Annotated in this window: 23 protein-coding genes; 11 read left to right on the forward strand and 12 right to left on the reverse strand. The window is 64.3% G+C overall.

Going from position 1 to position 21,127, the window contains the following annotated elements; all coding sequences use genetic code 11:
• Positions 1-5: 5 nt before the first annotated feature.
• From kdpC to C7I87_RS31085, 3 genes are read left to right on the forward strand one after another with little or no spacing between them, the layout of a single operon-like run.
• On the forward strand, positions 6-569 hold the full coding sequence (kdpC, locus tag C7I87_RS31075; RefSeq protein WP_149907786.1) for a potassium-transporting ATPase subunit KdpC: 564 nt from the start codon (positions 6-8) through the stop codon (positions 567-569).
• Between the two features lie 58 nt (positions 570-627).
• A complete protein-coding gene (locus C7I87_RS31080; protein WP_149907787.1) occupies positions 628-3,363 on the forward strand; it encodes a sensor histidine kinase in 2,736 nt (911 codons plus the stop codon).
• Entirely contained in the window at positions 3,360-4,049 is a 690-nt protein-coding gene (locus C7I87_RS31085; protein ID WP_149907788.1) for a response regulator transcription factor, read from the forward strand. The genes C7I87_RS31080 and C7I87_RS31085 overlap by 4 nt, the downstream gene beginning before the upstream one ends.
• A gap of 25 nt (positions 4,050-4,074) precedes the next feature.
• Here C7I87_RS31085 and C7I87_RS31090 read toward each other — a convergent pair whose 3' ends face one another.
• The 8 genes from C7I87_RS31090 to C7I87_RS31125 all read right to left on the reverse strand — a co-directional run bounded on the left by C7I87_RS31090 (position 4,075) and on the right by C7I87_RS31125 (position 10,116).
• Positions 4,075-5,511: an MFS transporter gene (locus C7I87_RS31090; RefSeq protein WP_149907789.1), complete on the reverse strand. Its 1,437-nt coding sequence runs from the start codon at positions 5,509-5,511 to the stop codon at positions 4,075-4,077.
• 166 nt (positions 5,512-5,677) lie between these two features.
• Entirely contained in the window at positions 5,678-6,160 is a 483-nt protein-coding gene (locus tag C7I87_RS31095; RefSeq protein ID WP_149907790.1) for a DUF992 domain-containing protein, read from the reverse strand.
• 89 nt (positions 6,161-6,249) lie between these two features.
• Complete coding sequence (locus C7I87_RS31100) at positions 6,250-6,726, reverse strand: DUF992 domain-containing protein (RefSeq protein ID WP_149907791.1); 477 nt, start codon at positions 6,724-6,726, stop codon at positions 6,250-6,252.
• Between the two features lie 210 nt (positions 6,727-6,936).
• A complete protein-coding gene (locus C7I87_RS31105; protein WP_149907792.1) occupies positions 6,937-7,779 on the reverse strand; it encodes a tetratricopeptide repeat protein in 843 nt (280 codons plus the stop codon).
• A 140-nt stretch (positions 7,780-7,919) separates the two neighbouring features.
• Positions 7,920-8,186 (reverse strand): 30S ribosomal protein S21, encoded by a 267-nt coding sequence (gene rpsU, locus C7I87_RS31110; RefSeq protein ID WP_010911429.1) that lies wholly within the window; start codon positions 8,184-8,186, stop codon positions 7,920-7,922.
• 177 nt (positions 8,187-8,363) lie between these two features.
• Positions 8,364-8,750 (reverse strand): SET domain-containing protein, encoded by a 387-nt coding sequence (locus tag C7I87_RS31115; protein WP_149907793.1) that lies wholly within the window; start codon positions 8,748-8,750, stop codon positions 8,364-8,366.
• Positions 8,751-8,879: 129 nt separating this feature from the next.
• On the reverse strand, positions 8,880-9,638 hold the full coding sequence (locus C7I87_RS31120) for an SDR family oxidoreductase (RefSeq protein ID WP_149907794.1): 759 nt from the start codon (positions 9,636-9,638) through the stop codon (positions 8,880-8,882).
• 103 nt (positions 9,639-9,741) lie between these two features.
• Positions 9,742-10,116, reverse strand: a complete 375-nt coding sequence (locus C7I87_RS31125) for a YrdB family protein (RefSeq protein ID WP_246696464.1) — start codon at positions 10,114-10,116, stop codon at positions 9,742-9,744.
• Between the two features lie 199 nt (positions 10,117-10,315).
• On the opposite strand from C7I87_RS31125, the gene C7I87_RS31130 reads away from it, so the two are divergent.
• The 8 genes from C7I87_RS31130 to C7I87_RS31165 all read left to right on the forward strand — a co-directional run bounded on the left by C7I87_RS31130 (position 10,316) and on the right by C7I87_RS31165 (position 18,057).
• On the forward strand, positions 10,316-11,569 hold the full coding sequence (locus C7I87_RS31130) for a sarcosine oxidase subunit beta (protein WP_149907795.1): 1,254 nt from the start codon (positions 10,316-10,318) through the stop codon (positions 11,567-11,569).
• Positions 11,569-11,991, forward strand: a complete 423-nt coding sequence (locus C7I87_RS31135) for a hypothetical protein (RefSeq protein WP_149907796.1) — start codon at positions 11,569-11,571, stop codon at positions 11,989-11,991. The genes C7I87_RS31130 and C7I87_RS31135 overlap by 1 nt, the downstream gene beginning before the upstream one ends.
• An 11-nt stretch (positions 11,992-12,002) precedes the next feature.
• A complete protein-coding gene (locus C7I87_RS31140; protein ID WP_149907797.1) occupies positions 12,003-12,299 on the forward strand; it encodes a sarcosine oxidase subunit delta in 297 nt (98 codons plus the stop codon).
• A complete protein-coding gene (locus tag C7I87_RS31145; RefSeq protein WP_149907798.1) occupies positions 12,296-15,289 on the forward strand; it encodes a sarcosine oxidase subunit alpha in 2,994 nt (997 codons plus the stop codon). Before C7I87_RS31140 ends, C7I87_RS31145 begins: the two co-directional genes overlap by 4 nt.
• Entirely contained in the window at positions 15,282-15,863 is a 582-nt protein-coding gene (locus C7I87_RS31150) for a sarcosine oxidase subunit gamma (RefSeq protein WP_149907799.1), read from the forward strand. Before C7I87_RS31145 ends, C7I87_RS31150 begins: the two co-directional genes overlap by 8 nt.
• A gap of 59 nt (positions 15,864-15,922) precedes the next feature.
• Positions 15,923-16,147, forward strand: coding sequence for a hypothetical protein (locus tag C7I87_RS31155; RefSeq protein WP_149907800.1), 225 nt, complete (start codon positions 15,923-15,925; stop codon positions 16,145-16,147).
• 75 nt (positions 16,148-16,222) lie between these two features.
• Positions 16,223-17,008, forward strand: coding sequence for a ThuA domain-containing protein (locus C7I87_RS31160; protein WP_149907801.1), 786 nt, complete (start codon positions 16,223-16,225; stop codon positions 17,006-17,008).
• Entirely contained in the window at positions 17,008-18,057 is a 1,050-nt protein-coding gene (locus tag C7I87_RS31165; RefSeq protein ID WP_149907802.1) for a Gfo/Idh/MocA family protein, read from the forward strand. The genes C7I87_RS31160 and C7I87_RS31165 overlap by 1 nt, the downstream gene beginning before the upstream one ends.
• Positions 18,058-18,106: 49 nt before the next feature.
• On the opposite strand, the gene C7I87_RS31170 is transcribed toward C7I87_RS31165, so the two are convergent.
• From C7I87_RS31170 to C7I87_RS31185, 4 genes are all read right to left on the reverse strand, one after another.
• Positions 18,107-18,355: a DUF680 domain-containing protein gene (locus C7I87_RS31170; protein WP_149907803.1), complete on the reverse strand. Its 249-nt coding sequence runs from the start codon at positions 18,353-18,355 to the stop codon at positions 18,107-18,109.
• 188 nt (positions 18,356-18,543) lie between these two features.
• Complete coding sequence (locus tag C7I87_RS31175) at positions 18,544-19,188, reverse strand: TetR/AcrR family transcriptional regulator (RefSeq protein ID WP_149907804.1); 645 nt, start codon at positions 19,186-19,188, stop codon at positions 18,544-18,546.
• 92 nt (positions 19,189-19,280) lie between these two features.
• Positions 19,281-20,057, reverse strand: coding sequence for an SDR family NAD(P)-dependent oxidoreductase (locus tag C7I87_RS31180; RefSeq protein ID WP_149907805.1), 777 nt, complete (start codon positions 20,055-20,057; stop codon positions 19,281-19,283).
• A gap of 12 nt (positions 20,058-20,069) precedes the next feature.
• Positions 20,070-21,104: a phosphotransferase family protein gene (locus tag C7I87_RS31185; RefSeq protein ID WP_149907806.1), complete on the reverse strand. Its 1,035-nt coding sequence runs from the start codon at positions 21,102-21,104 to the stop codon at positions 20,070-20,072.
• Positions 21,105-21,127 lie beyond the last annotated feature (23 nt).

The following is a 21,127-nucleotide window of genomic DNA, read 5'->3' on the forward strand; positions in this document are numbered from 1 at the left end:
TTCCGATGCTCAAGCAAATCAGCCCCGCGATCATCATGATCGTCTTCTTCACCGTGTTGACCGGCCTGGTCTATCCCCTGGGCATGACCGGCATCGCGCAGGCGCTGTTCCCGCGCCAGGCCAATGGCAGCCTGATCGAGAAGGACGGCAAGGTGATCGGCTCCGAACTGATCGGCCAGGCCTTCGCCAGCGACAAGTATTTCCACGGACGGCCTTCGGCCGCGGGCAATGGCTATGATGCCGGCGCCTCAGGCGGTTCCAATCTCGGCCCGACCAACCCGAAGCTGATCGAACGCATCAAGGGCGATGCCGAGAAACTGAAAGCGGAGAACCCGAACCAGCCGGTGCCGATGGACCTGGTGACGACATCCGGCAGTGGCCTCGACCCTCAGATCAGCCCGCAGGCCGCTTATTTCCAGGTCCCTCGCGTGGCCAAGGCCAGGGGGATCGACGAAGCCAAGGTCAAGGCGCTCGTCGACAGCCAGGTCGAGGATCGGAAATTGGGCGTGCTCGGAGAGCCGGCGGTCAATGTGCTGGCTCTCAACCTGGCGCTGGATGCCGCGAAATAGTTGGATGGCCGGCGCCGGGGATCGACACGGTCCCCGGCGCCATTCATGATCGGACCCGATGCCGGACGACAGAAGCAACGTCGAAAACAGACCTTCCCCCGACGCGCTGCTAGAGCATGCCGAGCGGGAAGGGCGCGGCCGTCTGCGCATATTCCTAGGCGCGGCACCTGGTGTCGGCAAGACCTACGAGATGCTGATGTCGGGCCGTGCTAGGCTGGCCGACGGCGTCGACGTGGTGATCGGCGTGGTCGAGACGCATGGCCGCAAGGAAACCCAGGCCCTGGTCGAGGGGTATGAAGTCATTGCCCGCCGCAAGGTCGACTACAAGGGGCGTGTCCTCGACGAGATGGACATCGACGCCATCCTTGCGCGGCGCCCGGCGCTGGTCCTGGTCGATGAACTCGCCCATACCAACGCGCCCGGCAGCCGCCACCCAAAGCGCTATCTCGACGTCCAGGAAATCCTGGCGCGGGGCATCGACGTCTATACGACGCTCAACATCCAGCATGTCGAAAGCCTGAATGACGTCGTCGCCCAGATCACCCGGGTCAGGGTGCGCGAGACGGTGCCCGATTCCATCATCGACCAGGCCGACGATGTCGAAATCATCGATCTGACGCCTGACGACCTGATCAAGCGGCTGGAGGAGGGGAAGGTCTATTTCCCCAACACGGCGCAGCGTGCCGTCGAGAACTATTTTTCGCCGGGAAATCTGACGGCGCTGCGGGAACTGGCGCTGCGCCGTACCGCCCAGCGCGTCGACGAGCAGTTGCTCAATCACATGCAGTCCCACGCCATCCAGGGGCCGTGGGCTGCCGGGGAACGAGTTCTCGTCTGCGTCGATGCGCGTCCGGGCGGGGCAGCCCGCATTCGCTACGCACGCAGGCTGGCCGACAGGCTTCGTGCGCCATGGACGGCGCTCCACGTCGACACGCCTCGCTCGGCCGGCATGTCCGAGGACGACAAGGACAGGCTCGCCACACTCCTGCGCCTTGCCGAGCAGCTCGGCGCCGAGGTGACGACCATTCCGGGGCAGAACCTGGCGCAGGATATCGTTCGCCACGCGACGGCCAACAATTTTACCCACATCGTGGTCGGCAGGCCGACCCGGTCGCGCTGGCGCGAACTGATCGAGGGGTCGCTCACCTATGATCTGATCCGCAATGCCGGCGACATCAGTGTCCATGTGATCTCCGGAACGGCGCGGGACACCGAGACGCCTTCCAGGAGGGTGAGCGCGGCAGCCGAGCAGAGGCAGTTCCAGGTCAAGCCCTATTTGCTCGCCACGGCTTACGTTGCCGGATCATTGGCCGTCAGCACCGCCCTCGACCAGTTTCTCGACGTTCGCAACCTGGCGATCGTCTTCCTGCTCTCCGTGCTGACATCGGCGGTGGCCGGCGGTCTCTGGCCGGCGCTTTACGCCTGTTTCCTCAGTACCCTTGCCTTCAACTATTTTTTCCTCGAGCCGCGCTACACGCTGACGATCCGGGATCCCGAGAGCATCGTCGCGATAGCCGTCTTCGTCGCGGTTGCCGTCATCGCCAGCAACCTGACGGCGCGCGTGCAGCGTCAGGCGGCTGCCGCCCGCTCGCGAGCGCGGGCAACCGAGGACATCTATCTGTTCTCCAAGAAGCTCGCCGGCGCCGGCACGCTCGATGACGTGCTCTGGGCCACCGCCTTCCAGATCGCCTCGATGCTGAAGCTGCGCGTGGTGCTGCTGCTGCCTGAAGACGGCACGATCACCGTCAAGGCCGGCTATCCGCCCGACGATACGCTGGCCGAGGCCGACATCGCCGCCGCCCGCTGGGCCTGGGAGCACAACCGCGCCGCCGGACGCGGCGCCGACACGCTGCCCGGGGCCAAGCGCCTCTATCTTCCCTTGCGCACGGGACGCACGGCAATCGGCGTCGTCGGCCTCGACAATGACAAGCAGGGTCCGCTTTTGACGCCCGAGCAACAGCGGCTGCTCGACGCGCTGGCCGACCAGGCGGCAGTGGCGATCGAACGTGTCCAGCTCGTCGCCGATGTCGACCGCGCCAAGCTCGCGGCCGAAGCCGACCGGCTGCGCTCGGCGCTGCTGACCTCGATTTCACATGACCTGAAAACGCCGCTCTCGGCCATTATGGGGGCGGCCGGCACACTCAAGGAATTCGCGCCCGACCTGCCCGAGCAGGACAGGGCTGAGCTTCTGTCGACGGTGATCGACGAATCGGAGCGGCTGAACCGCTTCATCGCCAATCTGCTCGACATGACCAAGATCGAGTCCGGTGCGATGGAGCCCAACTACGCCCTTCATTATGTCGGCGATATCGTCGGCACCGCACTCGACCGTGCCCGCAAGATCACCGGCGAACACAAGATCGAGGTCGATATTCCGCCCGACCTGCCGATGCTGAGGCTCGATCCCGTGCTGTTCGAGCAGGTCCTGTTCAACCTTCTCGACAATGCCTCGAAATATTCGCCGCCCGGCTCGACGATCCGCGTCCAGGGGTGGGCCGACAATGGGTGTGTCGTCGTGCAGATCATGGACGAGGGGCCGGGCATTCCGGCGCAGGACCTGGACCGCGTATTCGACACCTTCTACCGTGTACGCAAGGGCGATCAGGTGCGCGCCGGCACCGGGCTCGGCCTGTCGATCTGCCGTGGCTTCGTCGAGGCGATGGGCGGCACGATCGCTGCCGCCAACCGGACCGACCGCCCCGGTGCCGCCTTCACCATCAGGATGCCGGTGCCGGCGCAAGCGCCCGGTATCGGCAACGGCAGCGACGAGCCCGCGGTGGACCAGCCCCGATGACCAATTCGAATGTCAGGATACTGGTTGTCGATGACGAGCCGCCGATCCGCAAGCTGCTGCGGGTCGGCCTTGCCAGTCAGGGCTACGCGGTCAGCGAGGCGCCGAACGCCAAGGTGGCGATCGAGCTGATGGAACAGGAAAAGCACGACCTGGTGTTGCTCGATCTCGGCCTGCCCGGCATGGGAGGCCATGACCTCTTGCGCAAATGGCGTGACGAGGGCATCGACGTTCCCGTCGTCATTCTCTCCAGCCGCACCGACGAGGCCGGCATCGTCAGCGCGCTCGAACTCGGCGCCGACGACTATGTCACCAAGCCCTTCGGCATGAACGAACTGGTGGCGCGCATCCGCGTGGCGCTGCGGCACAAGTTCCAGCAACAGGGCGAGAGACCGGTTTTCCAGAGCGGCGACCTCAGCGTCGATCTGGTCAAGCGCATCGTCAAGGTCGAGGACAGGGAGGTGAAGCTCTCGCCGAAGGAGTACGACATACTGCGCATCCTGGTGCAGCATGCCGGCAAGGTGCTCACCCACCACTTCATCCTGAAGCAGATTTGGGACGATTCGACCGACGTGCAGTATCTGAGGGTCTATGTGCGCCAACTCAGGCAGAAGATCGAAAAAACCCCCGACCAGCCTCGCTACATCACCACCGAGACCGGTGTCGGCTACCGCCTGCGCGTCGAGTGAATAACCCGTCCGATAGAAACTTGCGTCAGCCGACGGCTGCGAGCGGCCGATTTGCCGCTGCCGATGTTCGCAAGGCGGCGAGACAGCCGAGAATGCCGAGCGGCACGAAGGCAAGGAACAGCCAGCTCGCGACATTGGCCGCCGCGTCATGGTTCAGGCCTTGCGAAAAGCCGCTGGCATTGGCGACGATGCCGGCAAGGGCAGCACCCACGGCATAGCCGATGCGCTGCATGGTCGGCACCGCGGCCGAAGCGATGGTCTGCTCGTCGTCTGGGGCGGAGGCGACGATAACGCGGGTCAGGAACGGCCAGGCAACGCCGAAACCGCCGCCTTGCAGCAGGGCGCAGATCAGGATCAGCGGGATCGAGCCCAGCGGTATCGTGTAGGCGAAGCCGGCGATGCCCGCCGCGATCATCAGTGCGCCGCAGACGATGATCAGCCGTTCGCGCCGCGGCGGCGCGTTGGCGACGAGGATCGACAGGATCGACCAGGCGATCGATTCGGCGGCGATGATGTAGCCGGTGGTCAGAAGCGGAATGTCGTGCAGGCTGGTCAGCAGCAGCGGCCCGTAGACGCCGAAGGAGCAGGTCGCGACGGAAAAGGCTGCGACCATGGTCATGCCGGCGCCCACCGGCGTGCGCCAGGAGAACAGCCGCGCCGGGAAAAGCCGGGAGCGCGGCTTCAGCGCGTCGATATGGAAGAACAGCGCAAGGCCTGCCAGACCGAGGATGATCAGCAGCGAGGAACGCAACAGGGCGATGTCGACGCCGGCAGAGGCGATCAGCACCACGGCAATGGCAAGGCAGCCAAGCGCCATGAACGGGAAGGGCGGCGCCGTGCCCGCGCTCGTGCTGGGCCTTGTCGCCTCCGGCGTGTCGAGCACGAGGAAGCTTGCCAGCGCCATGGCGGTGCCGCCGAGAGTGAAGACGCCGAAGGCCCAGCGCCATGACAGCAATTCGGTCATAACAGCACCCAGTAGCGGGCCGCTGAACGCCGCGACGCCCCAGATCGCCGACATGATGCCGAAAAGCTGAGGCCAGATGGCACGCGAAAACAGCCGTTCGACCGAGACGAAGGCCAACGACACCAGTGCGCCGCCGCCGAGACCCTCGATCAGCCGGCCGGCCAGGAACAATTGCATCGAAGGCGAGGTGGCGCAGATCAGCGCCCCAGCCGCGTAGAGCAGGGCCGCGACCACCATGTTGGTGCGCAGCGCCACATAGCTCACCAGCCGTCCGGCCGCGGCCCCGGCGACGATGGCGCCGAGTTCATAGATCGCCAGCGACCAGCCGACGAGCTGCACGCCGGCAAGTTCACCGACCATGGCCGGCATGACGGTCGCTACCATAGTCTCATTGGTGGCATGAAGCAGGATGCCGAGGCTGATGAAGCAGAAACGCGCCAGGTCGCCGCTCGCCCACAATGCTCGCCAGTCGACCCTGTTTGTGCTGATTTCGCTCATTCCATCCCCTTGCTCTGCATATCTCGATGCCGGCGCATGGCACCAGAAGCCAGCAAGGGTTTCCGGCAGGACCATGAGCACTGTTTCAGTCGGGGCAGGCTTGTAAGACCTCAACCGCGATTGAGCTCAAGCGAAATTTTCGAGATATTCGCCCGCTGCCGAAGCCTCAATTCTCGGTGCTGCGCAACTGGAATTGGCTGACGCCGATGGCGAGATTGATGCCGGTCTGCGTCTGCAGGCTGAGCGGCTGCAGGGTGAAGGCCTGCGAGGAGCCGCCGACCAGCAGATTGGCGCCGGCGCCGACGGCGGCGGTCACTTCGGCGCTGGGGCCGATATAGTCACCCGCCAGTGCGCCCGGTGCGTAGATGTTCTTCAGCGGCGTCAGCACCAGCCAGCGCATCACCGCCTGCTTGGTCGTGCCGATGTCGAGGCCGTATTTGTTGACGGCGCCGAAATAGGCTTCAGGCGCGAAGGTCTTGTCAGCCGGGGTGAAAGTGCAGCTCAGATCCTTGCTCGAGCCGAAGATGAAGCCGGTGCCGCCTGATATGGCGCATTCAAGCGTGCCGAGCTCTATGCCCTGGTCCTGCGCTCGTGCGGTGCCGGCAAGCATGGTTGCGATCATGGCAGCGGCGATGGCTGTCCTCGGCATGGCGTCCCCCCGAAATCAAACGGCGCGGAACCATCCTATCCGGTTCCGCGCCGCAGAGTGAAGGGCCTGGGGCCGAGGCTCCAAACCGCCTATTTGAGCGAGTGGATCAGCTCCAGCGAAGTCACCGCCACGGCGAGATTGACGCCGGTCTGTGCCTGGACGCTGAGGGGCTCCAGCATGAAGGCGCTGTCGAAGCCACCGACCAGCAGGTTGGCGCCGCCGCCGGTCACGACGCTCGCCTCGGCATTGACGCCGTAGTAGCTGCCGGCAAGGTCGCCCGCGTCACGGTCGCGGGTCGCGGCAAAAACCGCCCAGATCAGCTGGCCCTGGTGCGTCTTGCCGACATCGACACCGAGCTTCGAGATGACGCCTGTGTAAATTTCAGACGGCCCGTGATGATGGGGCCGGAAGACGCAGGACACGCCCTTGTTGGAGGCCACGATATAGCCGGTGCCGCCATCGATGGTGCAGTCGAGCGTGCCGAGTTGCAACTTGCCAGCGCTGGCCGGGGCGGCAGCGAAGACGGTCGTTGCAAGAGCAGCGGCGCAGACGAGTTTCTTGATCATGGGGAGGGTCCTTTCGCAAATCGCTTCGTGATAACGGCTTGAATGCTCAGACCGTTCCGCCGAAAACTTGGCGCGAACAAGGCAAGGGCTGACAGCTTGCCGCGGGGGTTAACACAGGGTTGCCGGATTGGCGGCGATCGTCAGCGCCGCGTGTCCTTTCGGACACGCACACGATGCAGAGGGCGCTTGACGGACCTGCGGAAGCCGATGTCAGCTGACGCGGGCGAGGCCGTCCTTGGCCGGCTGGTAGCTGGGGTTGAGACGCACGGCCTCGCGATAGGCCTTAGCCGCCTTTGCCTTGTCGCCGCGCCGTTCGTAGATCAGCGCCTGGTTGGCCCAGGCCTCGGCGTTCTGGCCGTCGAGCTTGATGGCCATATTGAAGTCGGAGAAGGCATTGTCCTCGTCTCCGGTCGCCAGATAGGAGAGGCCACGGCCGTTGTAGGGCTCGGCGGCGTCCGGGGCCAGCGAGATGGCGGTCGAGAAATCCTCGATGGCGAACTTGTGCTGGCCCTGGCTCTGATAGATCAGGCCGCGATTGTGGTAGGCGCGGGCGTCCGTGGTGTCGAGCTGGATCGCCTTCTGGAAGTCGTTGAAGGCATCCTGGGTGCGGCCGGCCTTGCGGTAGAGATTGCCGCGGCCGATATAGGCGGCGTCATAGTTGCCGTTGATCTGGATCGAGCGGTTGTAGTCGGCGAGCGCGGCCTCCTGGTTGCCGAGGAAACGCTGGATGAGGGCCCGGTTCGAATAGGCCTGGAAGAAATTCGGATTGAGCTGGATCGCCTGGTTGAAGTCCTTGAGCGCCTGCTGGTACTGGCCTCCGCGGCCATAGGCCGAACCGCGCACATTGTAGCCTTCGGGATCCTGGGGATTGCGCTGGATGACCGCCGACAGCGAGGAGATGTTCTCGCTCGACCCTTGCGCCTTGTCGATGTTGTTGAACTCGCCGGCCGGACCCGATGTCTGGCAGCCGGCAAGCACCAGTCCGGAAAGCAGGGCCGCTGTCAGGGCGAAACCACGCAATGCGGTCCCGCGCTCCACGCTTGTTGCGTTCATGTCTGCCCTGTCCTCACTTGCGCCGTCGTTCAGGTCCGGTTCCCCCTCCGGGCCGGGTCACAATCAAAATAAAAGGGTGGCGGCGATTCCGCATCGCGCCACCCTGGTATCCTTCGAAAAGGACGAAATATTGGCGATAATCAGCGCGGCGGACGCGCTGCACCGGCGGCGCCGCCAGCGGCAACCGGACGCGGGGTCATCGGCAGCAGGCCTTCGCGCTGTGCGCGCTTGCGGGCCAGCTTGCGGGCGCGGCGAACGGCTTCGGCCTTTTCACGGGCGCGTTTCTCGGAAGGCTTCTCGTAGTGGCCGCGCATCTTCATTTCGCGGAAAATGCCTTCGCGCTGCATCTTTTTCTTCAGCGCGCGAAGCGCCTGATCAACGTTATTGTCGCGGACGAGTACCTGCACGGGCAATCCTGTCTTTCGGGTTTGATATCAACAGGCAAGTAGCCATAGCCACAAGCCTCCGCGGCGCTCGACACCACGAATTGTGGCGGCTGATAGCAGAATCAAGCCTCGCTGTCCACAGTCGAAATGATGGACGACAGCCAAATTGCCACGGTCACCTGGAGATAATGTGCCCCGTTACGCCGTGGCTAGGTGCAGCCGCTCGAAATCCTCGAAGAACTCACCGTAATCGCAGGTGATCTCCTCGCCGACGGCGATATCCCGGGTCGCTGTCGCGCCGCCATATTGCGAAAAATCGGTGTTCGGCGTCACCGAATGGTTCATGAAGCGGCCATTGTCGACCTCGTAGACCATGAAACCGGGCTTGTCCGGGCTCGGATAGGCATAACGGTCGAGCAATTCCTTCAGCGGCTGCGGCGCCGTCTCGTATCTGTCCATCGGGATCAGCCGGTCGAAATCCGGGTCGAGGCGCCAGATCGAGGCGCCTTTCCGGATCGGTTCGGCGGCGAACATGCCGACGCCTTCGATTGCGCTCTGGGCGACATAGGTTCGGATCAGCATCATGGTTTCAAGACCCGTCTGGCAAGAAGACCCGTTTCGACAGGAAACGGAATCGCCAAATCGCGCCGAAAAAGCAAGACCGGCGGCCTGCGTCACAACGACGAACAGGCCTGTTCGCCCGCAAAAAATCCTTCACGTCCGGTTGATCGACACGCCGCCATCGGCAAACAGCGCCGTTCCCGTGGTGAAGCTCGACGCGTCGGAGGCAAGGTAGAGCGCGGAGCGGGCGATCTCTTGCGGTTGCGCTATGCGCTTCAGGGCATGGAGGCCCTCGACGAAGGCGCGGGCCTCGGGCGTAGTCGTCGTCGCGCCGGGTGTGTCGGTTCCGCCCGGCAGCAGCGCGTTGACGCGCAGTCCCTTCGGTCCGTATTCGGCGGCCAGCACCTGCGTCAACCCGATCAGGCCTGCCTTGGCAGCGGCGTAGGCGGCCATGCCAGGCATGCCGGCGGTGTAGCCGACGAAGCTCGACGTGAAAATCAGCGAGCCGCCACCCCGCTCCAGCATGGCCGGTATCTGGTACTTGGCACCGAGAAAGGCGCTGGTCAGGTTGGTGTCCATCGTCCCGTGCCATGTCTGTGCCGACATGTCGGGGACTGGCCCCATCGGTCCGACGGAGCCGGCATTGTTCAACGCGATGTCGAGTCCACCGAAGCTGCCGACCGCCAGTTCGACAAGGGCTTTCGCGTAGCTCTCGTCCGTGACATCCCCCGCGAGGGCGACGGCCGTGCCCCCGGCTTCCTCGATTTCGAGGGCGAGTGCATCAAGTTCCGTTTGGCGGCGGGCGGAAATGACGAGCCTGGCACCTTCCTCCGCGAACAGTTTGGCGGTGGCGCGGCCGATGCCGGAACTGGCACCGGTGACGATGGCGATCTTGTTGGAAAGTGCGAACATATTTGGCATCCCTGTCTTTCGCGCCAGCCTTGCGGACGATCGGATGCTTGGTCGCAAATCGGCAGGATGGCAGCCACCCGAAAGCTGCGGAGGCTCGCACCAGCTATTGCCGCAGCAGCCATGCGAGACGGTCTAGCGAGAACGCGTAGCTGATGACGATCAGCGCGGCCATGATGATGCCCGTGGCGGCATGGCCCGCCACATGGAAACCCGCCGCGCCGCCGAACAGGACGACGAATTCCAACGCCAGCCTGACAGCGCCCGGCACAGGCACCGGTGCGCTCCCCGAGCGGCTCGGATCGCCGGGCACGGCGAAAATCCCCCACAACGCTGCGGCAATGAGTGGAAAGGCAAGGGCCGGGATCCAGTGCTGCCAGCCTTCGAAGAGGCTCCAGCCTGCCATGCCGAGGCCAAGCAAGGCGGCAAGCTCCAGCAGGAAGCGCAATGTGAGATTCCACCAGGCGTTGCCCATCATCATCCTCCGAATCCCCAGCAGCGAGAAATGTGACTGAAGGCAATCACCGAGGCCAGACCGGATACCTCTTTTTCGCCACGGCGCAAAACGGCAAGCGCCGTCGCAAACAGCGCAAGGATGGCAGCGCCGTTTCGCTAGTGATACACCTCGCGCGCCGGGGCTTGATGATGAATGCCTGGCTGCCATTTGCGAGGCTGGAACGTTGAAAAAATATTCGGTATTCGCCATCGCCCGCGAGGCCATGCGCGGCCACAAGGGCTGGGAGGAACAATGGTCCTCGCCGGAGCCCAAGAAGGAATACGACGTCATCATCGTCGGCGCCGGCGGCCATGGACTGGCCACCGCCTATTACCTCGCGACCGTGCACGGCATCACCAATGTCGCGGTGCTGGAAAAGGGCTGGCTGGGCGGCGGCAATACCGGGCGCAACACCACCATCATCCGTTCCAATTATCTCTATGACGAGAGCGCCGGCATCTACGACCATGCGCTGAAGCTGTGGGATGGGCTCTCCCAGGAGCTCAACTACAACGTCATGTATTCGGCGCGCGGCGTCATGATGCTCGCCCACAATGTCCACGACATCCAGGTGCTGAAGCGCCATGTCCACGCCAATCGGCTCAACGGTATCGACAATGAGTGGCTGACGCCCGAGCAGGCGAAGGAATTCTGCCCGCCGCTCAATACCTCGAAAGACGCGCGCTATCCGGTCGTCGGTGCCGCCTTGCAGCGCCGTGGCGGCACCGCGCGCCACGACGCGGTCGCCTGGGGCTATGCACGCGGCGCTTCGTCGCGCGGCGTGCACATCATCCAGAATTGCGAGGTCACAGGCGTCAAGCGGGCTGCCAACGGCGCGGTCACCGGCGTTGACACGACACGCGGCTTCATCGGCGCCAAGAAGGTCGGCGTCGTCGCCGCCGGCCACTCGTCGGTCATCATGAACATGGCCGGCGTGCGCATGCCGCTGGAGAGCTATCCGCTGCAGGCGTTGGTGTCGGAGCCGATCAAGCCGGTCGTGCCTTGCGTCGTGATGTCGAACACCGTGCATGCCTATATCTCGCAGTCCGACAAGGGGGAGCTGGTGATCGGTGCCGGCACCGACCAGTATGTCTCCTATTCGCAGACCGGCGGCCTGCACATTCTTCAGCATACGCTGGACGCCATCTGCGAAATGTTCCCGATCTTCACGCGCATGAAGATGCTGCGCTCGTGGGGCGGCATCGTCGACGTGACGCCGGATCGCTCGCCGATCCTGGCCAAGACGCCGGTGTCGGGCCTCTATGTCAATTGCGGCTGGGGCACGGGCGGCTTCAAGGCGACACCTGGTTCAGGCCATGTCTTTGCCCACACCATCGCCAAGGACGATCCGCACCCGATCAACGCGCCCTTCACCATCGAACGCTTCCGCACCGGCCGCCTCATCGACGAGGCTGCGGCGGCGGCGGTGGCGCACTGATGATGGCGCAGATGGCTGTCGCGATGCCGCTGATGCTGGCGGGTGAACAAGGCATGTTTCATTTTCCTTCGGTGGACGAGGTCCGCACGCAGCCGATCAGCCGCGCCGGGAACGAGGCCGAATGGCCGTTTTCCGTCGACGACGGTGTGCTCGCCTGTGTGTGGAGCGGCGGCCAGAAGGTGGTCACGTTCCTGGAGAACAGGCCTTCCGACCTGGACGAGGATGAACCGTTCCAGCCGCGTTACGTCATCGTCACGACCGATCCGATGCAACTCACCATCGGCAATATGGCTTATCGCGACCTGTTTCGCCCGGCTGCAAGCGTGGAGGAGCGCATCAGGCTCGTCGCGCCTTTTGCGGCCATGGGCCAAAAGCTTTGCGATCAACCCGCCGGCGCCCGCGTCGGCCACGGCGAATTGTAGGATCAAACACGATGCTTCTCATCCGCTGCCCCTATTGCGAGGAAGAGCGTCCGGAACTCGAGTTCCGCAACGCCGGCGAGGCGCATATAGCGCGCTCGGCCAACATGGCCGGCGAGAGCGACCACGACTTCGAGAAGTTCTTCTTCATCCGCTCCAATCCCAAGGGCATCATCTATGAGCGCTGGCGGCACGTGCATGGCTGCGCGCGCTTCTTCAATGCGGTGCGCGACACAGTCACCGACAAGTTCGTCATGACCTATAAGGCCGGCGAGCCGAAACCTTCCAAGCTTCCGGGAGTAACGAAATGAGCGGCGCGTTGCGCATTTCCGGCGCCGGACGCCTCAGCCAGGCCAAGACCGCCCGCTTCAGCTTCGATGGCCAGTCCTATACCGGTATCGAGGGCGACACGCTGGCCTCGGCGCTTCTGGCCAATGGCGTGCATCTGGTCGGCCGTTCGTTCAAGTACCACCGCCCGCGCGGCATCCTCTCGGCCGGCGCGGAAGAGCCCAACGCACTGGTGCAGATCGTGCGTGATGACGCGCGCAAGACGCCGAACGTGCGCGCCACTGTACAGGAACTCTATGACGGGCTTGCCGCCAACTCGCAGAACCGCTGGCCGTCGCTGTCCTTCGACGTCGGCGCGGTCAACGACCTGGCATCGCCGCTGTTTTCGGCCGGCTTCTACTACAAGACATTCATGTGGCCGAAGGCTGCCTGGAAGAGCCTCTACGAACCCAAGATTCGCGAAGCCGCCGGCCTTGGCATTTCCCCCGACAGGCCGGATCCCGACCATTATTCGTCGCGCTACGCGCATTGCGACGTGCTGGTGCTGGGCGGCGGCGCGGCCGGCATCGCGGCGGCGTTGGCCGCGGCCGAGACCGGCGTACGCGTCATTCTCGCCGACGAGCAGGCCGAGTTCGGCGGCAGCCTGCGCTTCGAGTCCGGTGCGAAGATCGACGGCAAGGACGGCTTTACCTGGGCGCAAGCGGCGATCGCCAGGCTGAGTGCGATGGACAATGTGCGCGTGCTGCCGCGCACGACGGCGTTCGGCTATTACGCGCAGAATTTCGTCGGCCTGGTCGAGCGCGTCAGTGATCACCTGAAGGCCCCCGGCCACGACCAGCCGCGCGAGCGGCTCTGGCAGGTCCGTGCCAAGCGCGTGGTGCTGGCCTCCGGCGCCATCGAGCGCCATATGGTGTTCGCCAACAACGACCGGCCGGGCGTCATGCTGGCGGGCGCGGCGCGCACGTTCCTCAACCACTATGGTGTCGCGGTCGGACGGAACGTCGGCGTCTACACCGCCAATGACTCGGCCTATGGCGCCGCGATCGACCTGAAGAAGGCCGGCGTCAACGTGGCGGCGATCGTCGATTTGCGCGACAACCCGACCGGCCCAGTGATCGACGAGGCGAGGGCGCTCGGCATCGAGATCAATTTCGGCCGTGCCGTGATCCGCGCCGGCGGTAAGTTACGCGTGTCGTCGATGACGGTGCAGCCGAAGAATGGCGGCGGCGAACGCACCATCGCGGTCGATGCGATCCTGATGTCGGCCGGCTGGACGCCGTCGGTGCATCTGTTCTCGCAATCGCGCGGCAAGGTCGCCTTCAACGACGAAACCAAGCGTTTCGTGCCCGGCACCTATGCGCAGGACTGCGTCTCGGTTGGCGCCTGCAGCGGCACTGACGGCCTGTCGGCAACGGTCGACGAGGCCTATGTGGCGGGCGCCAAGGCGGCCAGGGATGCTGGCGCCAAGGCCGCCAAGGGGACCAAGCCGAAGGTGGACGCCTCGGAGAGTTGGTCGCGCGGCATGCTGGGTGCTGCACCCGGCGCCGGGCCGGACACGACGGTGAAAGCCTTCGTCGATTTCCAGAACGACGTCACCGCCAAGGATATCCGCCAGGCGGTGCATGAAGGCATGCGCTCGATCGAGCACGTCAAGCGCTTCACCACCAACGGCATGGCGACCGACCAGGGCAAGACCTCCAACATGCACGGACTGGCGATCGCCGCCGAGACGCTGGGCAAACCGATCCCGGAAGTCGGCCTGACCACGTTCCGGGCGCCCTATACGCCTGTCACCTTCGGCGCGATCGTCAGCCATGCGCGAGGGCCATTGTTCGACCCGACCCGCAGAACCGCGATTCATCCCTGGGCCGAGGCGCAAGGCGCGGTGTTCGAGGATGTCGGCCAGTGGAAGCGCGCCTGGCATTTCCCGAAAGCCGGCGAGGACATGCATGCCGCTGTCGACCGCGAATGCGTCGCCGTCCGCAACCAGGCTGGCCTGTTCGATGCCTCGACGCTGGGCAAGATCGAAGTGGTCGGCCCCGACGCGGCCAAGTTCATGGAATTGCTCTACACCAATCCGTGGGAGAAGCTGGAGCCAGGCCGCTGCCGCTATGGCATCATGCTGCGCGAGGACGGCTTCATCTATGATGACGGTGTTGTCGGCAGGCTGGCGTCGGACCGCTTCCATGTGACGACGACGACGGGCGGCGCGCCGCGCGTCATGAACCACATGGAGGATTACCTCCAGACCGAGTTCCCGCATCTCAATGTCTGGCTGACCTCGATCACCGAGCAATGGGCGGTCATCGCCGTGCAGGGTCCGAAATCCCGCGACATCATCGAGCCGCTGGTCGAAGGGATCGACATGTCCGATGAAGCGCTGCCGCATATGTCGGTGCGCGAAGGCAAGATCTGTGGCGTGCCGACACGGCTGTTCCGCATGTCGTTCACAGGCGAGCGCGGCTTCGAGGTCAATGTGCCGGCCGACTATGGCCAGGCGGTCTGGGAAGCCTTGTGGGCCGAGGGCCAGAAGCATGGCGCCACCGCCTACGGCACCGAGGCGATGCACGTGCTGCGCGCCGAGAAGGGCTACATCATCGTCGGCCAGGATACGGACGGTACGGTCACGCCAAACGATGCCGGTCTCGACTGGGCGGTCGGCAAGAAGAAGGCCGACTTCGTCGGCATTCGAGGCCTGACGCGGCCCGATCTGGTGGCGAAGGGCCGCAAGCAACTGGTCGGCCTCAAGACCAAGGACCCCAAGGTGGTGCTGGAAGAAGGCGCCCAGATCGTCGAGGACCCGAAGCAGGCGATTCCGATGAAGATGATCGGCCACGTCACATCGAGCTATTGGTCGCAAAATTGCGGCCGTTCGATCGCGCTCGCGCTGGTCGCCGGCGGGCGTGACCGGATGGGCGATACGCTCTACGTGCCGATGCCGAACGGGGTGATCGAAGTGGAGGTTACCGGCATGGTGTTCTTCGACGAAACGGGAGGGCGCCTCAATGGCTAAGGTTGCTGCAAAGACGGCGTCGACGGCTTCGCCCTCGGCAGAGCGGCGTCCGGCATTGGCCGGTCGCACCGTCTCCGCAACGGGCGTCAAAGTCGAGGTGCTGCCGCCGGCTGAGCGTATCTCGCTCCGCGCCCCGGAAGCTTCGGTCGCCGCTCTTTCGAAGGCGCTCGGCCTGACCTTGCCGAAGCAGCCGAAAACCTCGGCGTCGAAGGGCGGGCGTACGGCGCTGTGGCTCGGGCCGGACGAGTGGCTTGTCATCGACGAGGCCGGCAAGGATCCGCTCGCCGATTGCGCAGGGGTTTCTGCCTTGCACTCGTCGGTCGGCGTCTCGCATCGCAACATCGCGATTTCAGTCGCCGGTCCGGCGGCGGAAGCCGCGATCAATTCGGGCTGCCCGCAGGATCTGTCGCTCGAAGCCTTCCCGGTGGGCGCCGCTTCGCGCACCATCCTGGGCAAGGCCGAGATCGTGCTGTTACGCACGGCCGACGAGGCGTTCAGGGTCGAGTGCTGGCGTTCCTTCTCGGATTATGTCTTTACTTTCCTGTCCGAGGGAGCCCGCGACGCCGCCGGCTGACCCCGGAACGTTTGCCGCTCGCGTCCGTTGTGCGGCGACAGGTCGAGGGAGAATTGCCGATGCCGTCAAAGTCCGCGCCGAAGCCGCCGAAAACCGCGGCGGTCCGTTCGCTTGAACATGAGCGGCACCACGAAGCCGACGCCGAAGAGGAACTCGAGGAAGGCCTCGAGGATACGTTCCCGGCCAGCGATCCCGTGTCGATCACAGGATCGTCCATTCCTGGCGCACCGGCGAAACCCGGCAAGGCCAAGACCGTCCCCGGCCGCAAGACCCGCAAACCCTGATTTCAGAAATTTGGCCGAAGGCATCTTCCCAAGGCCTCGGCGGATGCGATATTCAAAGCGCTTTGGAGAGGAAAGATGCCTGTTAAAGCCGTTGTCTGGGGCGAGAACGTCCATGAACAGACCAATGCCGCCGTGCGCGACCTCTATCCGCTGGGCATGCACGGCACGATTGCCGCCGCGCTCAACCAGGACAGGAGCATCGAAGCGACCACCGCCACCTTGCAGGAACCCCAGCATGGCTTGAGCGAAACGCGCCTGGCAGCCGCCGACGTGCTTCTATGGTGGGGGCATGCGGCGCATGGCGAGGTCAAGGACGAGGTCGTCGAGCGGGTGCAGAAGCGGGTCTGGGAAGGCATGGGGCTGATCGTGCTCCATTCCGGCCACTACTCGAAGATTTTCAAGCGGCTGATGGGTACGCCCTGTTCGCTGAAATGGCGCGAGGCGGGCGAGCGCGAGCGCGTCTGGGCGATCAACCGTGGCCACCCGATCGCGCAAGGCATCGGCGAGTGCCTGGAGATCGGCGAGACGGAAATGTATGGCGAGCCGTTCGCGGTGCCGGAGCCGCTGGAGACGGTATTTATCTCCTGGTACGAGGGCGGCGAGGTGTTCCGGTCCGGGCTGACCTACCAGCGCGGCGCGGGAAAAATCTTTTACTTCTCGCCGGGCCACGAGACCTATCCGATCTATCACAATGAGGGCGTTCAGCAGGTGCTGCGCAACGCCGTGCATTGGGCACACAATCCCGCGCCCGCATGGTCCGGCATCACCAACGCGCCGAATGTGCCGACGGACAAGGCCAAGGAGAAGATCGTCCAGAAAGGTCTGCGCCTGCATGCCGACGGCGATAAGGGGTTGAGCTGATGCATCGCCTGCTTTTGCTAGGCACCGGCTGGATCGCGGCGCATCATATCGAGGAGTTCGGTCAGGTTCCCGGTTGCGCCATCGTCGCTTGCGTCGATCACCTGCCGGGCCGCGCGGCGGCGTTCGCCGCCGCCAACAAGATAGGCAATTTCTTCGAGAGCCTCGAAGCGGCGATCGCCTGGGGCGGGTTCGATGCCGCCATCAACGCGACGCCGGACGGCGTCCACAAGGCGACGACGCTCGCCCTGCTTGCCGCCGGGAAACATGTGTTCTGCGAAAAGCCGCTGGCGCCGAACCATGCCGATGCGCTTGCCATGACCGAAGCCGCCGAAGCGGCCGGCGTCGTCAACATGGTCAACCTCACCTATCGCAACTCGCCTGTGATCCACGAGGCGCGGCGCATGGTGCAGGCCGGCGAAGTCGGCGAACTGCGCCATGTCGAGGCCAGCTACCGGCAAAGCTGGCTGGTCAGCAAGTCCTGGGGCGACTGGCGGGTCGAGGACAAATGGCTGTGGCGCCTGTCGAGCCGGCACGGTTCGACAGGCGTGCTGGGGGATGTCGGCATCCATATCCTCGACTTCGCCACCTATGGGGCGGCCCAGGATATTGTCGGTCTGCATGCCGACCTGGTGACGTTTCCGAAAGCGGAGGGCGATCGCATCGGCGACTATGTGCTCGACGCCAATGACAGCATGGCGATGACGGCGCGGCTGAAGTCCGGGGCGCTGGCCACGATCATGGCCAGCCGCTACACGACAGGTCACGGCAACGATCTGTCGCTGGCCTTGCATGGCACCAAGGGCGCGATCAAGGTCGAGACCGACGGCAAGGTTTCGCACCTGTCCGCCTCCCTTGGCGACGATGTCGACCACCAGCGCTGGCGGACGCTGACGCCGCCCGAAGTCAAGCGCAACGCCCGGCGCTTTGCCGATGCGCTCGATACCGGACAGAACGGCGATCCGTCGTTCCGGCGGGCCGCCGATATGCAAAAGCTGATCGACGCGGCCTTCGAGAGTTCAGCGACCAGGCTGCCGGTCTCGGTTGCCTGAAGTCACCATCTGGCCGGCTGAGCCGGCCAGAACCGAATTTCTCAAAATCTCAGTAGGCGCTCGGCATGATCCACGGGTTCACCGTGATGCCGAGCCTGGGGCCCTTGCCGTCGGTCGTGGCTTCCGTGGAAGCCTTCTTGTCGACGGAGCCGGTCGATGCACAATCGAGCTTCACATTAGTCTTGGTGTCGACGCAGGTCGCGGCAACCGGGTGCTTGACCGGGTGAGCGGAGCCGGCGGCAAAAGCCGAGCCCGAAAGTGCCAGCACGGCGGCGAGGGTGAGAAGTGTCTTTTTCATTGTCGGTCTCCGTTTTCGACGGCAAATTCATTCCGTACATGTACGTTACTTCGTACAAATACGTCCGCCGATCGCGAAGTTCAAGGGAGAATCGTACACGTACGGTAGATTTTTGTTAACCAAGAAATACGCCTCCGGTTGGCTGCGAGAGGCGCAGAGGAAATCTAGGAGAACGAAGGAGCTGGCGTTCAGCAGTTGACCGGTGTTTCGGTCAGCGGCGGCACATCTTGGGTGCTGAGCGTGGCAAGCGTGAAGTCGCACATGCGTTTGACGAACGCCTGCGGGTCACCGAACGGATAGAAGGGGAAGGTGATCAACAGCGAGATCGTGCCATGGCCGACCGCCCACAGCATGGTGGCGATGGCGCGCGGATCGCCATGCAACTTGCCGGCGGCGACACAGGCCTCGACCCTGCTGATCAGCACTTTCATCGCCGGGTTGCTTTCCTCCATGTTTTCATAGCTCCTGCCCTGCGGCAGTTTGGTCTTTTCGGTCATGAAGACCGTGCGGTATTCATTGGGATTGCCGAGCCCGAAGGCGGCATATTCGGTCATCACTGCCTGCAAGGCCTCGATCGGGTCGTCGGACGGGTGCTCCTCGATGCGCCGGGCAAGCGTTTCGAAGGCGTCCTCGGCCAGCGCGAACAGGATGTCCTGCTTGTCGGCGAAGTAGGAATAGACGGACATCGGTGCATAGCCGACCCGCTTGGCCAGCTTGCGGATGGTCAGGCCGTCATAGCCTTCTTCCTGGACGAGCTTGTGCGCGGCCTCGACAAGCTCCGAGCGCAGCTCGGCCTTTTGTTTCTCGCGGCGGTTCTGGACGCTCAGCGGCAAGTCCGTTGCCCTTGTCTGGTTGGTTCCTGGCTAAATTATATACGCTGTACGGAAACGAACAAGGGCGCGGCGAGGTTCCCAAGCGGCAGGCGTCAGATGGCGCCGACGCCGCCATCGACGGCCAGCGCATGGCCGGTCATAAACGAGTTGGCCGGGTCCGCGGCGAACAGGATAGCGGTGGTGATCTCGTCGACTTCGGCCACGCGCTTCATCGGTACGCCACGGGTCAGCTCGGCCAGGGCCTCCGCTTCCGGCGCGCCGGAGACGCGCACGAAGCTGTCCACCATCGCCGTTCTGGTGTGGGCGGGGCAGATGGCGTTGATGCGCAGGCCCTTGCTAGCATATTCGACTGCCGCAGAGCGGGTCAGGCCGACGACGCCGTGCTTGGCGGCGGCATAGATCGAAAGCTTCGGCGCGCCCGAGAGGCCGGCGACCGAGGCGATGTTGACGATGGCGCCGCCCCTGGCCGTAGCCTTGAACTGCCGCTCCATTTGCGGGATCTGGTGCTTCATGGCGTAGAAGACGCCGAGCAGGTCGACCTCGAGTACCCGGCGGGCTTCGTCCGATGGGACCTGCGGCAGGCGCACGAAACTCTGGACGATCCCGGCATTGTTGACGGCGACATCCAGGCGGCCAAATTTTCCGACCGCCAGCCCGACCAGGTCCTCTGACAATTTTTCTTCCGCAATGTTGCCGGCGAGAATGGCTGTTTCGGCCTGTAGTGTGCCGGCCAGATCAGCCAGCGCCGTCTCGTCGATGTCAGACAGAACCAGCCGCGCACCTTCGGCGGCAAAGCCTTTCGCGGCGCCCCGGCCAAGGCCGCCGGCCGCACCCGTGATCAGCACCGTTGCGCCGTCGAAGCGACCCATCCCGTCCTCCCTTTACGCCTGCTTGTCGATCATTTTGGCGGCGAGGTGCGAGAGCAATTTCACCGCCTCGCCGTAGGTTTTGGCCTTCTCCGGATTGGAAGCGTTGCCATCGAGCGCCCGCTTGTAGACACCCTGGCAAATTGCCGCCAGCCGGAAGAAGGAGAAGGCGAGGAAGAACGCCCAGTCGCCGATACCGGTGAGCCCGCGCCGCTGGCAATAGGCGGCGACATACTCTTCCTCGCCGGGCAGGCCGAGTGCCGAGCGATCGATACCGCCCAGGCCCCGAAAGCCGGAAGCATGCGGCAGGCGCCATTGCATGCACTGATAGGCGATGTCGGCGAAGGGGTGGCCAAGCGTCGACAATTCCCAGTCGAGCACCGCCAGCACCTTTGGTTGGTCCGGGGCGAAGATCAGATTGTCCAGCCGGTAGTCGCCATGCACCAGCGATATCAGGCCGTCATCGGCGGGCATGTGCGTTTCCAGCCATGCGATCAGCCGGTCCATGTCGGCGATCGCGCTGGTTTCCGAGGCGCGGTACTGGCTGGTCCAGCGTGCCAACTGCCGCTCGAAGTAATTGCCGGGGTGGCCGAAATCGCCGAGACCCACGGCCTCGACATCGACATCGTGCAGGGCGGCCAGCGTGGCGTTCATGGCGTCGTAGATCGCGGCGCGCTCGCCATTGTCACGCGCCTCGGGTAGCGCCGGATCCCAGAAGATGCGGCCGTCGAGGAATTCCATGACGTAGAACATGCGGCCGATCGGCGAATCCTCGGCCGACAGATGCAGCATTTCGGGAACAGGCACGGCGGTGCCGGCAAGCGCTTTCATCACGCGGAATTCGCGGTCGACCTGATGCGCCGATTTCAGCAGCTGGCCTGGCGGCTTGGCGCGCAGCACGTAACGGCCGCTTGCCGCCGTCAGAAGATAGGTCGGGTTGGATTGGCCGGATTTGAATTTTTCGATTGCCGCGAGCCCGGAAAAGTCCGGGATTTGCGCCTCGAGGTAAGGCGCAAGCGCCGCCTGGTCGAGCGTGTTCGGGTCGCTCATCAGGCAACCTCACGATTGCGTTG

This window comes from Mesorhizobium sp. SARCC-RB16n, assembly GCF_008520305.1.
GTDB lineage: Bacteria > Pseudomonadota > Alphaproteobacteria > Rhizobiales > Rhizobiaceae > Mesorhizobium.

Bases quoted from the DNA above. Each gene is read 5' to 3' on its own strand.
- kdpC (WP_149907786.1), top strand. From the start codon at position 6: ATGCTCAAGCAAATCAGCCCCGCGATCATCATGATCGTCTTCTTCACC.
- C7I87_RS31080 (WP_149907787.1), top strand. From the start codon at position 628: ATGCCGGACGACAGAAGCAACGTCGAAAACAGACCTTCCCCCGACGCG.
- C7I87_RS31085 (WP_149907788.1), top strand. From the start codon at position 3,360: ATGACCAATTCGAATGTCAGGATACTGGTTGTCGATGACGAGCCGCCG.
- C7I87_RS31090 (WP_149907789.1), bottom strand. From the start codon at position 5,511: ATGAGCGAAATCAGCACAAACAGGGTCGACTGGCGAGCATTGTGGGCG.
- C7I87_RS31095 (WP_149907790.1), bottom strand. From the start codon at position 6,160: ATGCCGAGGACAGCCATCGCCGCTGCCATGATCGCAACCATGCTTGCC.
- C7I87_RS31100 (WP_149907791.1), bottom strand. From the start codon at position 6,726: ATGATCAAGAAACTCGTCTGCGCCGCTGCTCTTGCAACGACCGTCTTC.
- C7I87_RS31105 (WP_149907792.1), bottom strand. From the start codon at position 7,779: ATGAACGCAACAAGCGTGGAGCGCGGGACCGCATTGCGTGGTTTCGCC.
- C7I87_RS31115 (WP_149907793.1), bottom strand. From the start codon at position 8,750: ATGATGCTGATCCGAACCTATGTCGCCCAGAGCGCAATCGAAGGCGTC.
- C7I87_RS31120 (WP_149907794.1), bottom strand. From the start codon at position 9,638: ATGTTCGCACTTTCCAACAAGATCGCCATCGTCACCGGTGCCAGTTCC.
- C7I87_RS31125 (WP_246696464.1), bottom strand. From the start codon at position 10,116: ATGATGATGGGCAACGCCTGGTGGAATCTCACATTGCGCTTCCTGCTG.
- C7I87_RS31135 (WP_149907796.1), top strand. From the start codon at position 11,569: ATGATGGCGCAGATGGCTGTCGCGATGCCGCTGATGCTGGCGGGTGAA.
- C7I87_RS31140 (WP_149907797.1), top strand. From the start codon at position 12,003: ATGCTTCTCATCCGCTGCCCCTATTGCGAGGAAGAGCGTCCGGAACTC.
- C7I87_RS31145 (WP_149907798.1), top strand. From the start codon at position 12,296: ATGAGCGGCGCGTTGCGCATTTCCGGCGCCGGACGCCTCAGCCAGGCC.
- C7I87_RS31150 (WP_149907799.1), top strand. From the start codon at position 15,282: ATGGCTAAGGTTGCTGCAAAGACGGCGTCGACGGCTTCGCCCTCGGCA.
- C7I87_RS31155 (WP_149907800.1), top strand. From the start codon at position 15,923: ATGCCGTCAAAGTCCGCGCCGAAGCCGCCGAAAACCGCGGCGGTCCGT.
- C7I87_RS31160 (WP_149907801.1), top strand. From the start codon at position 16,223: ATGCCTGTTAAAGCCGTTGTCTGGGGCGAGAACGTCCATGAACAGACC.
- C7I87_RS31165 (WP_149907802.1), top strand. From the start codon at position 17,008: ATGCATCGCCTGCTTTTGCTAGGCACCGGCTGGATCGCGGCGCATCAT.
- C7I87_RS31170 (WP_149907803.1), bottom strand. From the start codon at position 18,355: ATGAAAAAGACACTTCTCACCCTCGCCGCCGTGCTGGCACTTTCGGGC.
- C7I87_RS31180 (WP_149907805.1), bottom strand. From the start codon at position 20,057: ATGGGTCGCTTCGACGGCGCAACGGTGCTGATCACGGGTGCGGCCGGC.
- C7I87_RS31185 (WP_149907806.1), bottom strand. From the start codon at position 21,104: ATGAGCGACCCGAACACGCTCGACCAGGCGGCGCTTGCGCCTTACCTC.